This window comes from Streptomyces sp. JLSY215 (assembly GCF_059682825.1).
The window spans coordinates 1,143,611-1,156,901 of the sequence record NZ_CM185022.1; the positions used below are offsets into that span (position 1 = coordinate 1,143,611).

The 13,291-nt window shown below is 71.6% G+C and carries 10 protein-coding genes and 2 pseudogenes; 4 read left to right on the plus strand and 8 right to left on the minus strand.

Features of this window, described 5'->3' with window-relative positions:
• Positions 1-44: 44 nt before the first annotated feature.
• Both AC5677_RS05120 and AC5677_RS05125 read right to left on the minus strand, forming a co-directional pair.
• A complete protein-coding gene (locus tag AC5677_RS05120; protein WP_497193802.1) occupies positions 45-1,460 on the minus strand; it encodes an FG-GAP repeat domain-containing protein in 1,416 nt (471 codons plus the stop codon).
• A gap of 224 nt (positions 1,461-1,684) precedes the next feature.
• Entirely contained in the window at positions 1,685-2,521 is an 837-nt protein-coding gene (locus AC5677_RS05125) for a peptidoglycan-binding domain-containing protein (protein WP_497193803.1), read from the minus strand.
• 828 nt (positions 2,522-3,349) lie between these two features.
• Between AC5677_RS05125 and AC5677_RS05130 the strand changes: the two genes are divergently transcribed.
• From AC5677_RS05130 to abc-f, 3 genes are all read left to right on the plus strand, one after another.
• Complete coding sequence (locus AC5677_RS05130; RefSeq protein ID WP_497193804.1) at positions 3,350-3,952, plus strand: peptidoglycan-binding protein; 603 nt, start codon at positions 3,350-3,352, stop codon at positions 3,950-3,952.
• A gap of 259 nt (positions 3,953-4,211) precedes the next feature.
• Complete coding sequence (locus tag AC5677_RS05135) at positions 4,212-4,403, plus strand: hypothetical protein (protein WP_497193805.1); 192 nt, start codon at positions 4,212-4,214, stop codon at positions 4,401-4,403.
• A 399-nt stretch (positions 4,404-4,802) separates the two neighbouring features.
• Positions 4,803-6,437 (plus strand): ribosomal protection-like ABC-F family protein, encoded by a 1,635-nt coding sequence (gene abc-f / locus AC5677_RS05140; RefSeq protein ID WP_497193806.1) that lies wholly within the window; start codon positions 4,803-4,805, stop codon positions 6,435-6,437.
• Here the strand turns inward: abc-f and AC5677_RS05145 are convergent.
• Positions 6,426-6,652, minus strand: a pseudogene (locus AC5677_RS05145) (MarR family transcriptional regulator); the annotation flags it as partial. The gene abc-f and the pseudogene AC5677_RS05145 overlap by 12 nt on opposite strands.
• Before the next feature lie 95 nt (positions 6,653-6,747).
• On the opposite strand from AC5677_RS05145, the pseudogene AC5677_RS05150 reads away from it, so the two are divergent.
• Positions 6,748-7,011, plus strand: a pseudogene (locus AC5677_RS05150) (DUF4097 family beta strand repeat-containing protein); the annotation flags it as partial.
• 34 nt (positions 7,012-7,045) lie between these two features.
• Here the strand turns inward: AC5677_RS05150 and AC5677_RS05155 are convergent.
• From AC5677_RS05155 to AC5677_RS05175, 5 genes are all read right to left on the minus strand, one after another.
• Positions 7,046-7,657 carry a TetR/AcrR family transcriptional regulator gene (locus AC5677_RS05155; protein WP_497193807.1) on the minus strand — a complete coding sequence of 204 codons (612 nt, stop codon included), beginning with the start codon at positions 7,655-7,657 and terminating at the stop codon, positions 7,046-7,048.
• A 127-nt stretch (positions 7,658-7,784) separates the two neighbouring features.
• On the minus strand, positions 7,785-8,651 hold the full coding sequence (locus tag AC5677_RS05160) for a 3-hydroxybutyryl-CoA dehydrogenase (protein ID WP_497193808.1): 867 nt from the start codon (positions 8,649-8,651) through the stop codon (positions 7,785-7,787).
• A gap of 111 nt (positions 8,652-8,762) precedes the next feature.
• Entirely contained in the window at positions 8,763-9,935 is a 1,173-nt protein-coding gene (locus tag AC5677_RS05165) for an acyl-CoA dehydrogenase family protein (protein ID WP_497193809.1), read from the minus strand.
• A 48-nt stretch (positions 9,936-9,983) separates the two neighbouring features.
• Positions 9,984-11,156, minus strand: coding sequence for an acyl-CoA dehydrogenase family protein (locus AC5677_RS05170; protein ID WP_497193810.1), 1,173 nt, complete (start codon positions 11,154-11,156; stop codon positions 9,984-9,986).
• Between the two features lie 36 nt (positions 11,157-11,192).
• Complete coding sequence (locus AC5677_RS05175; protein WP_497193811.1) at positions 11,193-13,289, minus strand: acetate--CoA ligase family protein; 2,097 nt, start codon at positions 13,287-13,289, stop codon at positions 11,193-11,195.
• Between the last annotated feature and the right edge of the window lie 2 nt (positions 13,290-13,291).

Genomic DNA, 13,291 nt, shown 5'->3' on the forward strand with positions numbered 1-13,291 from the left:
GGCGGCGGCGTCCCCTCCCGCGGCGCGGGGGGCGGCGCTCCCGCTCAGCCCTCCAGGGGACGCCCGAACCGGACGGCGGAGGCGGGCCCGCCGAAGTACGCCGAGCCGCTGCCCGTCGTTCCGCTCGCGCCGCCCGGCAGCCGCCACACCATTCCGGTGCCGTTCTCCCCGTCGGCGGTCACCGCCAGGTCCGCCCGGCCGTCCTTGTCGTGGTCGCTGAACAGCAGCGCCGCCCCGAAACGGTCACCGCTCTCGGCGGCCCCCGGCACCTGCGCACTGTCCTGGGTGAGCATCGCCGCCCCCGCGGTGGTCAGGCCGTCCGGGGAGCCGTGCAGCACGGTGACCGCACCGGCCGACCGGAGGGCCGCCGTTCCGGTGCCGAGGGTCTCCCCCGGCGCGCCGACCGCGAGGTCGCCGTGGCCGTCCCCGTCCGCGTCACCGATGGCCAGCGCCGCGCCGAAGGCGTCCTCGGGTTCGTCGGTGCCCGGCACACCGGCGGTGTCCTGGTTCAGCCGCACGGTGGCCCGGCCGGCCCCCGGGCCCGCGGACGCGCCGTAGACGACCGTCACCTCTCCCCCGCTGCCGACGGCGAGGTCCGCCCGGCCGTCGCCGTCGAGGTCGCCCGCGGTGAACGCCTTGCCGCCCGCGAGGTGCGCGCTGTCCGGGAGCCCGGGTACCACGACGCCCTTCGCCAGGCCGTCCGGTGCGCCGGCGAACCACCAGATGCCGGTGGAGGTGTCGGAGCCGTCCTCGGGCTGGGGGTTGGCCTCGGCCAGCAGATCGGCCCGGCCGTCGCCGTTCACATCGGCGGCGCGTACGGCGTCGATCCACTCGGTGCCCGCCGGGAGCCGGTGCGCCGTGACACCGGCGTTGGCGCCGGCGCGGGTGAACGGGCCCTTGATCACGCGCACGCCGCCCGCCTGCCCGACCGCGAGATCGGGGTGACCGTCGCCGGTGAAGTCCCCGGCGGCGAGCGTCGCCCCGACCGCCTCGTAGGGGCCTTCGGGGTCCGGCACACCGGTCGGCAACGGGGTGCCCTGGGTGAGCCCGGAGGGGCCGCCCCACAGGACCGTCACCGAACCCGACTCCCAAGGGCCGCTCCCGGTCACCTCGTGCGGAATGCCCACCGCGAGGTCGCCGTGGCCGTCGCCGTCGAAGTCCGCCGCGGCCAGGGCCCGGCCGAAGCCGTCGCCGTCCTCGTTGTGCCCCGGGACGCCGGGCGACTCCTGGTCGAGCACGGTCGGCGTGCCGCCGAGGCCGCCCGCCGCTCCGTAGAACACGGTGATCCGCCCCGCCCCGCCGTCCGAGGCGGCCACCACGTCACCGTAGCCGTCGCCGTTGAAGTCGCCGCGCGGGCCCGACGGTGCGGCCACCGCTCCGCCCGCGCCCCAGGACACCAGCGCGACGGCCAACAGCCCGGAACAGCCGCCCGCGACCAGCGTCCGACGCCATGTGTGCATCTGCAGGTCCCCCTTGTGCCGGGAATCCGCAAGGGTGGCGGATTCCTGAATTCCTTCCGTACGGGAGACAACCGAGCCTCGGGAGAGGTTGTGGTGACAGAAGAGGCATGCGTCGTGGACATCGACAGAACTGTCGCCTTCGCCATGGCCGCAGCAGACATACGCGACCGGCCTCTCTCCACCACCGTGGGAGAAAGGCCGGTGGACCGGGGTCCGGTCCGGGCTCAGGCGACGACCACGAACCCGTGCCGGCTGCCGAGCGTAGTGAGGGTGGACATACCCGGAATGCCGTCGGCGGCAGTTCCAGTGAACCCCTCGCGGCGCTGGTAGGCCGCGTAGGCGTTGACGGTCTTGGAGCCGAAGGACCCGTCGTCGCCGAGACTCGGATCCAGCAGCCCCTCTTGGACCAGGGCGGCCTCCACGGGTTTGACGTCCGCCGGGAAGGTGGTGTGCCCCTGGGCGGCGGCCGGGTCGGTGCGTGCGGCAGAGACGACGTGGGAGAGGCTCACCTTGACACCAGTGGGCGGCGGGGAGGGAGCGCCGCCGGGCCGCGGAGCGCCCTTCTTCACCCACGTGAAGAGCGGGTCGCCGGGGCAGTCGGTGGCGAAGCCGTCGCGGTGGCCCTTGATCTCCGCTCCGGCGCCGCCCTTCTGCCGCAGAAGGTCGATGGCGTCGCGCATACCGGCCAGTTGCGCATCGGTCGGACGGGTCAGACCGGAGTCGCCCACCATGCCGCACACCGAGTAGTGGTGCAGGTTGAGCTGGTGGTTGCCATTCGCCGCTTGGAGTTTGTGCAGGCCACGCCCTTCGAAGACATGACCGTGCGGACAGACGACGTAGCTGTAGGCGATATCGGAGTAGTTCTCCTTGCGGTTCGCGAGATGGTCGGCCTGGATGGCCCGCACCCGGCCGGCGCACTTGGTGTGGTTCTCCGGCTTGGCGAGATCGGCCGGGACGGGAGCGCCCTCATAGTGGACCTTCACGCCCCGGGTGGACGTGATGTTCTCGAGGGGGAAGCGGGACGGCTTGGCCCCCCATTGAGCGCGAGTGACGAGGTGCATTCCTCACTCCCTTCACAGGGAACGGCTTCACAGGGAACTGGGCGCGGGCGGCCGCCGGGAGTTGCTGCCTTGGCGATACGCCAGAACGGCGGGCGTCACGAAGCTCCGCTCGGTGAAGGCGCGAACAACCACGAGTTTCGCCGGAATTGCACATCTCATCACAGACGCCTGTGCGATGTTCGCGGCTTGGCCGGCACACTTGGCCGGCGCATGGGACATAGAGAAATAAATCGTGAAGCGTCCATATCAGGTTGCATCTTCTCGCTCGGGGAAGTCAAGCAATGCGAGCGACGGCCGGAAAGTCCCCCTCGTCCCGCGTGCTTCATACGCTCGGTACGCAAAAAGTGCACCCCTTGCATGCCACTGGTGGACCGCGGCCGCGCCGAGCGGATCTCCCCGTGACCACATCCGTCACGGCAACGAGCGCCGGACGCCGGCGACGGCCGGGCGTGAACGCCGCCAAACCGCCCACAGCGCACGGAACTTGAACCCGCTCCGGTTGCCCCTTTCCCGACGCCACCATAGGGTGGAAATAACTGATCTTTTTTCGCACCTCGCAAGCGCCTCGATATCCATGGAGGCGCGGGCAAGAGTGCCTCGTTCTCATTTTTGTATATGCGTCAATCAGTGGGCGCTCACAGCCGGGATTGTCGTCCCTGACCCGCAAGTGCGTGCAAGCGCAGGTATCGCATTCCGCCGATATCTGGTCCCGGTCCGGGGATTCCGGCCGACACCCGCCGGCCGATTCGGCACCGCAATGCGATATGTGCACACGGCACATGACTCCTGAACGGCACGTGACAAGCCAAGAGGGCGTAGGGAATGACAATGAACCTGACCGAGCTGCGTACCCTCGCCACACAGGCAGGGTTCCACGGCAAAGACATCAACATCGCGGCGGCCGTCGCGATGGCGGAGTCCAGAGGCAATCCGGGCGCCGTCGGCGACGAGGGTCTGGCCGACCACAAGTGGGGGCCGTCCCTCGGCCTCTTCCAGATACGCTCCCTCCGGCACCCGGAGCAGTTCTCCCCGCCGGACACGCTCAGGATTGCCAAAAAGCTCAAGGATCCGCTCTACAACGCCACGACGGCAAAGGCCATCAAGGACGCACACGGCTGGACCCAATGGTCCACCTTCAAGAACGGTGCCTACCTGCAGCACATGGATGGCGGCTCCGCCAAGTTCGAGCCGTTCCCTGGTGCGTCGTTCTTCCACACCGGGCAGAAGTCGCCGATCATCGCCGAGATGCACCACCGGCTTGTCGCGGAAGGCTGCGATCGATACCAGTCCAGCAGCACCACCAATGTGTGGGGCTCGGGCGATGTGAATTCCTACGCCGCCTGGCAGCGGAAGCTCCACTTCTCAGGACGCGATGCCGACGGCGTCCCCGGCAGGTCCAGTTGGGACAAGCTGCACGTGCCCAACGTCTGACCGACGCCCTTGCCCGCCGAAGAAGCCCCGCGCTTCTTCCGGACCACAAGAAAAGGCACCTGACCCGGCTTTCGCCCGTCAGGTGCCTTTTGCTCGGCCCGCGCAGACCGGGGGGAGCGGCGTTCGCGCGAGCCGTCGTCGACGCCGGACGACTCCGAGGGATCGTCAATTGCCTTACGGACGCGTGCATACTGAATCGTGCGGCCCGGCAAGGAAGTTGGGCCGCGCGCGAGGAAACCGAGGGAACGGGAGGCTGACGATGCGGGACCACAGCACACAGGACAGCGACTCGGCGGTGCGCCATGCGCGGTTCGGCGCGCTGCCCGAGCGGATCGCCTACGACGACATGGTGGAGACGAAGGCTGCCTCGTCGAGGGACCCGGAGCGGGACGCCGGCAACCCCGGAGCGGGGAATCTCCTCGCCTGCGTGGCGTGGGACCTGGTGCTCTGAAGCGCGCCCTCCTCCGCCGCACGGGACGCGGGCCGCGGGCCTTCACACCGGCAGCGGAGGAGGAAACAAGAGGGGAGGCGGAGGCGGGAGTTTTCGGACTGCCGCGCGGAGCCTGATACGGTTGCCGCGACAGTGATCTTTCGTAGAGGAGTCCAGACATGGCGGGTGACGACGACATCTCCGGGTGATACCCGGATCTGATCGGCCACCGGCAGGCGCATCCAGGCAGCCGCCGCTGTGGTCATCGCGTCGTCCCCTTTCCCTGTCTCAGGCGCAGTGCCCTTCGCGCAGCGGATTCCCCGTGGAGCGGTTCCCGTACAGCAGTTTTCGTACAGCGGACTCCGTTCAGCGGTTTCCCCGTGGAGCGCTCTGCCCTCTTTCCCTCACGAGGTCATCCCCATGTCCGACACTTCCGTCATCTGCTCCCAGCTGACCTTCTCCTGGCCCGACGACACCCCGGTCTTCGCGGGCCTGTCCTTCACCGTCGGCGCCGGCCGTACGGGCCTGGTGGCGCCCAACGGCTCCGGCAAGAGCACCCTGCTGAAGCTGATCGCCGGTGAACTGCGGCCCGCTGCGGGGGCGTTGACCGTCCACGGCACGATCGGCTACCTCCCGCAGACCCTCCCCCTGACCGGTGAACCGACGGTCGCCGAGGTCCTCGGCGTCGACGCGGTGATCCGCGCCATCGACGCCGTCGAGTCCGGCGATGTGAGCGAGGAACACTTCACCACCATCGGCGACGACTGGGACATCGAGGAGCGCACCCGCGCCCAGCTCGACCGGCTCGGCCTCGCCCAGCTCGCCCTCGACCGGACCCTGGGCACCCTCAGCGGCGGCCAGATCGTCAGCCTCGGCCTGGCGGCACAGCTGCTCAAGCGCCCCGATGTGCTGCTGCTCGACGAACCGACCAACAACCTCGACCTCGAAGCCCGCCACAGGCTCTACGAGGTGCTCTCGGACTGGAACGGCAGTCTGCTGCTGGTCAGCCACGACCGGGCCCTGCTGGACCGCATGGAGCGGATCGCCGAACTGGACCGCGGTGAACTGCGGCTGTACGGCGGCGACTTCACCCAGTACGAGCAGGCCGTACGGGCCGAGCAGGACGTCGCGGAGAAGAACGTACGCAACGCCGAACAGGAGCTGAAGCGGGAGAAGCGCGAGATGCAGCAGGCCCGCGAACGGGCCGAGCGGCGGGCGAGCAACGCCGCCCGCAACCTCAAGAACGCCGGCCTGCCGCGCATCTTCGCCGGGAACATGAAGCGCGGCGCCCAGGAGTCAGCCGGCCGGGCGGGCCAGATGCACGCCACCCGCGTCCACGAGGCGCAGGCCCGGGTCGACGAGGCGGGACGTGCCCTGCGGGACGAGCAGCGGCTCGTCCTGGAGCTGCCCGACACCGACGTCCCCGCCGGGCGCACCGTCATCCTGGGCGAGCGGATGCAGATCCGCCATGGCGAGCGCAACCTGTTCGCGGGGGACGGCGTCGGCCTCACGATCCGCGGTCCCGAGCGCATCGCGCTCACCGGCCCCAACGGCGCGGGCAAGACCACCCTCTTGCGGCTGATCTCCGGTGAACTCGCCCCGGACGGCGGGAACATCAGGCGTGCCGACGGGCGGATCGCCTCCCTGTCGCAGCGCCTGGATCTGCTCGACCCCGACCGCACCGTGGCCGAGAACTTCGCGGTGTTCGCCCCGCACCGGCCGGAGGCGGAGCGGATGAACCTGCTCGCGCGCTTCCTGTTCCGCGGGCCCCGGGCACACCTGCCCGTGCGCGTACTCTCCGGCGGCGAACGTCTGCGCGCCACGCTCGCCTGCGTCCTGTGCGCCGAACCGGCCCCGCAGCTGCTGCTGTTGGACGAGCCGACGAACAACCTCGACCTGGTCGGCGCGGGCCAGCTGGAGAGCGCCCTGACCTGCTACCGCGGCGCGTTCGTGGTGGTCAGCCATGACGAGCGGTTCCTCGAACGGATCGGCGTCGACCGGTGGCTGCGGGTCGCCGACGGAGAACTGACGGAGACGGGGGCACCGGGCGCCTGAGCCGCGGCGCCGGCCGGGAGCGGTGTCGGGGCCGAGGATGCCCACGCCCGGCCGGGCGACCTCGCCGAGGTGGGCGGTGGCGCGGGCACTGGCCATCGTCGACTGGTACATGACATCGTCGTCGACGGCGTAGCGCTCGCGGCGCCGTTCGTCGCGGGTTCGGACGCGGTGAGGCTGCCCGCGTCGGCGGTGTAAAGGCAGGTCAGCACCCGGGCCGTGGTGTCGGTGTCGGTGTCGGTGTCGGTGTCTCCGGTTCATCGCCGCCGCGCCGGGCCGACACCACGGTCGAGGTCCGGCCCGCGGACGCCTCGTCGGCCGCCTCGGCGGCCCCTCGGAGATCACCACCGCCAAGGGCGACATCCGCATCAACGAGGCCGTGGGCGGCTCGGTCGTACTGCGCACCGAGGCCGGCGAGATCTCGGTCGGCGCCGCCCCCGGAGTCTCCGCCACCCTGGACGCCGGCACCAGCTACGGCCGGATCCACAACGCACTCAAGAACACCGAAGGCGCCACCGCCGACCTGAACATCCGGGCAACCACCGCCTACGGCGACATCACCGCCCGCAGCCTCTGACGGTGCGCCTCCCCGCCGGCGGCCGCCCGCCGGCTCAGATCTCGGGGAAGGTGTCGGGCACGCCGAGCGTGCCCGACACCGCGCGCCAGATGGCGGCCTGGGCGGCGGGGAGGTCGATCCGCGGGTCGTCCAGCATCAGCCGGATGCCGAAGCCGTCGCTCAGCGCCATCAGCAGCGTGCTGGTTGCCTCGACATCACAGTCGGTGAACTCGCCCGCGTCGATGCCCCGGCGGATCGCCTGGCTGATCCAGGCGTGCAGCTGGTCGTAGAGGTCGACGGCGAGGTGCCGGGCGGACGCGTCGCGCAGGGCCCTGACCCACAGCTCCTGCCACAGGCGCCAGTCCTGGCGCAGTTCCGGGTCCGTGGGGAGCATGTTGTGCAGGATGCGGGCGAGGACCACGGAGGCGGGCACGGTGTCGGCATCGCGTTCGAGCTCCGTGCCGGTCTGACCGAAGGAGTGGGTCATCGCCTCGGCGAAGAGCCGCTCGCGGTTCTCGAAGTGGTAGTGCAGCAGGGCCGTGGACACCCCGGCGTGTTCCGCGACCATCCGCATGCGGATCTTCTCGAAGCCGACCTCGGCGATCACTTCGCACGCGGCGGAGAGAATCCGTTCCCGCGTTTCGAGAGTGCGTTCAGCCTTGGCCACGTGAGTGCTCCCCGGGTCGGTGTCGGCGTGCGGCGGGCTCCTGCGGCCCGTCTCCTTCCATCTTCCCGCATGGTCTCCTTCGGGCGTTCTCGCACCTCGCCTCCCGCATGGTTTCCCGCGGGCGCTCTCATCGGTAGTGGTGGAAGCCCCGGCCCGACTTACGGCCGAGCAGTCCGGCGTCGACCATCCGGGCCAGCAGCGGTGGCGGCGCATAGCGCGGCTCGCGGAACTCCGCGTAGAGCGACTCGGCGATGGCCCGCGTCGTGTCGAGGCCGATCAGGTCGGCCAGCGCGAGGGGGCCCAGCGGATGGGCGCAGCCCAGCCGCATGCCCCGGTCGATGTCGGCCGCCGGGGCCACGCCGGACTCGACCATCCGCACCGCGTCCAGCAGGTAGGGGACGAGCAGCGCGTTGACGACGAAACCGGCCCGGTCCGCGGCCTGTACGACCTGCTTGCCCAGGACGTCGGTGACGAAGGCCCGCGTCCGGCCGACGGTGTCCTCGCCGGTCAGCAGCGAGGGCACCAGCTCGACGAGCGGCAGCACCGGAACGGGGTTGAAAAAGTGCAGGCCGATGACCTGCTGCGGGCGCCCGGTCGCGCCGGCCAGACGGATGACCGGCAGGGACGAGGTGTTGGTGGCCAGGATCGCCGCCGGATTCCGTACCGTCGCGTCCAGCCGCGCGAAGACGGCCAGCTTGGCGGCCTCGTCCTCGGCGACGGCCTCGACGATCAGATCGCGGTCGGCCAGTGCATCCTGGTCGGTGGTGACGGTGATCCTGGCGAGTGCGGCGTCCCGTTGCCCGGTGGAGAGCTTGCCGGCCGTGGCGGCGCGGTCGAGCGAGCGGGCGATCCGGTCCCGTCCGGCGTCCGCCGCGCGCGGTCCGGTCTCGACGACGAGCACCTCGCGGCCCGCGCGGGCGCACACCTCGGCGATCCCGGATCCCATCAGGCCGCAGCCCACCACCCCGATCCGTTCCACAGGATTCTCGGACAACGGTCCTCCTCGGCAAGTGTGCTGACGGTGTGACAGATGAGGGTGCGGCGGCGGGTGCCGCGGGGCGGTCCCGGCGTGCCCCGGCCCGGAAGCGGGGGCACGCCGGAGCCGTCAGGGGGCGGTGGGCAGTTGCAGGACGCCCGTGCCGCGCTTGATCAGTTCACCGGCGATGATCAGGCGCTGGATCTCGGAGGTGCCCTCCCAGATCCGGTCCACCCGCAGCTCCCGGTAGAGCCGCTCGACGGGATACGAACGGTCGTAGCCCCGGCCGCCGAAGATCTGGACGCACCGGTCGATGACCCGCCCCGCCGCCTCGCTCGCCGCCAGCTTGGCGATGGCGGCCTTCGCGTGCAGGGTCTTGCGGTCGGCGGAACCCTCGTCCACCTCCCAGGCGACCTGGTGGGTGTAGGCGCGGTTGACCGCGATGTCCACCGCGCAGTCCGCGAGCATCCCCTGCACCAGCTGGAAGTCCGCGATCGGCGAACCGAACTGCCGGCGCTCCACCGCCCAGTCCCGGGCCAGCCGCAGGGCCCGCTCCGCCGCGCCGGTCGTACGGGCCGCGATCATCAGCCGCTCCTCGGTGAACCAGGACCGGGTGATGTCGTAGCCCTTGCCGACGCCGCCGAGCACCGCGTCCTCGGGGACCCGGACGTCGGTGAAGGTGAACTCGGGGTGCTCGTAGACGAAGGTGTGCATGAAGCGGGGCACCCGGGTCATCTCGATGCCGGGGGTGTCCTTGTCGACGAGGAACAGCGTCGGCTCCCGGTCCGGGCCCGCCGCGGCCAGCACGATCATGAAGTCGGCGTGGTCACCGACGGTGACGAACCACTTCTCGCCGTTGAGCGTCCAGCCCTCGGCGGTCCGCGTCGCGACGGTGGCGAGATTCTGCGGGTCGGAGCCGGCGCCGGGTTCGGTCACCGCGTAGCAGTCCCGGCGCTCGCCGCGGATGACCGGTTCGAGGAAACGCGCGCGCTGTGCGGGCGTGCAGAAGCGCAGGGCGTTGGCGGGACGCCATACGGTGTCCCACAGCGCACCGGTGAGCTGCCCCAACTCCTCCTGGACGATGGCCTGTTCCAGGATGGTGAGGCCGGCGCCGCCCCATTCCTGCGGCATGTTGACGGCCTGCAGACCGCTGGCGAGGACGGCCTTGCGGATGGCCGCGTGGTCCTCGGGCGGAAGGCCGTTGTTCTCCTCGCAGGCGGTTTCGTAGTCGGTGAGGGTCTCGGTGAGTGCGCGTGCGGTGCGCTTGAGGTCCGCCTGGCGCGGGGTGAGACGGAAGTCCATGTCAGTCCTCGAAGGTCGTGGTGGGCCGGGCCGGGATCGGGCGGCGGGTCAGGGCTGGGGGAGGCCGAGGGCGCGGGTGCCGCGTTTGATGAGCTCGTTGGCGATGATCAGGCGCTGGATCTCGGAGGTGCCCTCCCAGATCCGGTCCACCCGCAGCTCGCGGTAGAGCCGCTCGACGGGGTACGAACGGTCGTAGCCCCGGCCGCCGAAGATCTGAACGCACCGGTCGATGACCCGCCCCGCCGCCTCGCTCGCCGCCAGCTTGGCCGTGGAGGCCTTGGCGTGCAGGGTCTTGCGGTCGGCGCCGGGCTGGTCGGCCTCCCAGGCGACCTGGTGGGTGTAGGCACGGTTGACGGCGATGTCCACCGCGCAGTCCGCGAGCATGCCCTGCACCAGCTGGAAGTCCGCGATCGGCGAACCGAACTGCCGGCGCTCCACCGCCCAGTCCCGGGCCAGTTGCAGGGCCCGCTCCGCGGCGCCGGTCGTACGGGCCGCGATCATCAGCCGCTCGTCGGTGAACCATTCCTTGGTCAGCTCGTAGCCGTTGCCCACGCCGCCGAGGACGTCGTCGTCGGGGACGAAGACATCGGTGAAGGTGAACTCCGGGTGCCCGTTCACGGCGGAGTGCATGAAGCGGGGCACCCGGCTCATCCGTACGCCCGGCGCCTGCTTGTCGACGAAGAAGAGGGTGGCGGCCCGCTCCGGGCCCGCGTCCGCCTGCACCAGCAGGAAGTCGGCGATGTCGCCGCAGGTCACGAACCACTTCTCGCCGTTGAGCAGCCATCCGCCGTCGGTGCGGGTGGCGGTGCTGGTGCCCGATGCGGGGTCGGAGCCGGCGCCGGGTTCGGTCACCGCGAAGGCGTCGAAGCGCTCGCCGCGGATGACGGGCAGCAGATACTTCTCGCGCTGGGCCTCGGTGCCGTACGCCAGCACATTGGCCGGCCGCCAAGGGATGTCCCACAGGCAGTTGGTGACCTTGCCGAATTCCTCCTCGACGATGACCTGGTCGAGGAGGGTCAGGCCCGGCCCGCCCCACTCCTCGGGCATGTTGATGGCGTAGACGCCGGCGTCGATGGCGGCTCGGGTCAGCTCACGGACGGTCTCGGCGGGCAGCGGTCCGCCGGCCTCCTCGGCCCGGTCCTCGTACGGATACAGCAGCTCGGTGTAGGCGGCGGCGCGGGCTTTGAGATCGGCCTGTCGGGGGGTGTAGCGGAAGTCCATGTCTCCTCCGGAGCGGCGGACGTGCGCGGGGCGGGGTCAGGTGTGCGGGGTGGGCGGGGGTGGGGCCACTACGGCGCGGGCGTCGAGGGCGAGGGCTCCGTCGGGGCGGACGAGCAGCGGATTGACCTCGATCTCGGCGATCTCGGGGTGGGCAGCGGCGAGCGTGGTGAGGCGTTCGATGACGGCGGCCGCGGCGGCCACGTCGACGGCGGGCCGGCCGCGGACACCCTGAAGGAGCGGGGCGGTCCGCAGCCCGGCCAGCAGCGCTTCGGCGCGGGCCGCCGGGACGGGCGCCAGCGCGAAGGCGACGTCCTGGAGTGCTTCGGTGAGCACGCCGCCCAGGCCGACCATGGCCACCGGGCCGAACCGGGGATCGCGGTGCACGCCGACGATCAGCTCGACGCCGTCCGAGAGGTCGGCCATCGCCTCGACCGAGTAGGAGGCGGCGCCGAGCCGGGCGTGCATGTCCCGGTAGGTGGCCAGGAGCGAGCTGCGGTCCGGCAGCCCCAGGGCGACGCCGCCGGCGTCGGACTTGTGCAGGAGGTGGAGCGCCTTGAGCACATACGGTCCGGGGAACGCATCAGCGGCGGCGAGCAGTTGGGCCTCGTCGGTGATCTCCCGGGCCGCGGGGAACGGCACTCCGGCGGCGTCGAGCAGTGCGCGCACGCCGTGGTAGCCGGTGTCGCGCAGCGGCGGAGCCGGCGGGGGCAGCGGGCACACGCCGGGCCGGCCGCCGGGGTCGGGGACGGTCAGCGCCGACAGGGCGCGGGCGGCGTCCTCGGTGGCGGCGAAGACCGGGATGCCGGCCGCGGCCAGCGTCCGGCAGCTGGGCGAATCCGGGAACATCGACTGCACCACCAGGGGTTTGGCGAGGGCCGTCGCCCCCTCCGCCATCCGGCGTGCGGTCTCCAGCTCGCCCGCGGCCAGCGCGCCGCCGCCCGCGGTGCCGGTGCCGCCCAGGCCGCCGGTGGCCGCCGAGTAGCCGCCGAAGTACCCGGTCAGCAGGACGGAGTCGATCTCGTCGAGCGCGAGCAGGGCGGTGACGGTGTCGCCGTAGGAGTGCGGGTCCTGTTCCCCCATTCCGGCCAGGTCGACGGGGTTGCCGACCGCGGACTGCTCCCACAGCTGCGTCCGGAGCTGCCGCTGGGCGTCCGCGGTGAGTTCGGGGACGGTCAGCCCCGCGCTCTCGGCGGCGTCGGCGGCGATGGCTCCGTGGCCGCCGCCGTCGGTGCAGACCGCGGTGCGGCGGCCGGTGGCGCGCCGGCGGCCGTTCAGCGCGGCGAGGACGACGGCCATCTCCCTTGGGGTGCCGACCAGTTCGACCCCGGCGTCGCGGCAGGCGGCGGTCACGACGTCGGCGGAGGTGGTCAGGGCGCCGGTGTGGGACTGCGCGCTGCGGGCGGAGGCGGTGCCCCGTCCGGCGGTGAGCAGGACCACGGGCTTCCCGGCCGCGGCGGCGGTCTCGGCGAAGGCGCGGCCGTCGCCGAAGTCCTCGGCGTACACGGCGATGGCCCGGGTGGCGTCGTGCCGGGCGGCGTCCTCGACGAGGTCGACCAGGGTGACATCGGCCTGGTTGCCCAGGGAGACGAAGCGCGCGAAACCCAGGCCGTGGGGTGCGCAGCGGAGTTGGAGTTCGAGGGCGAGGTTGCCGCTCTGGCTGAGCAGGGTGACCTCACCGGGCGCGAAGCCGTCCGAGGCGAGGTACAGCTCCGTGGTGTTGTCGGCGATGCCCAGGCAGTTGGGACCGACGAGGACGGCGCCGGCGGCACGTACCCGTTCGGCGATGGCCCGCTGGCGGGCGAGCCCGGCGGGGCCGGTCTCGGCGAAGCCGGCGGTGATGCCGACTATGGCGCGGGCCCCGCAGGCCAGCGCGTCGTCGACGGCCGCCTCGAATCCGGGGCCCGGTACGGAGATCACCACCAGGTCGACGGGTTCCCCGACGGCGGCGAGCGAGGGGGCGGTGGTGCGTCCCAGGACCGTGCCGCCGCGGCGATTGACGAGATGGACCGGGCGGCGGCCGGGTGCCCGCAGCGCCTGGGCGGCGACCGCGTGCCCGTACTTCGCCGGGTCGTCGCTGGCTCCGACCACCGCGACCGATGCGGGGTCGAACAGGGCCGACAGATCACGTCCCATGG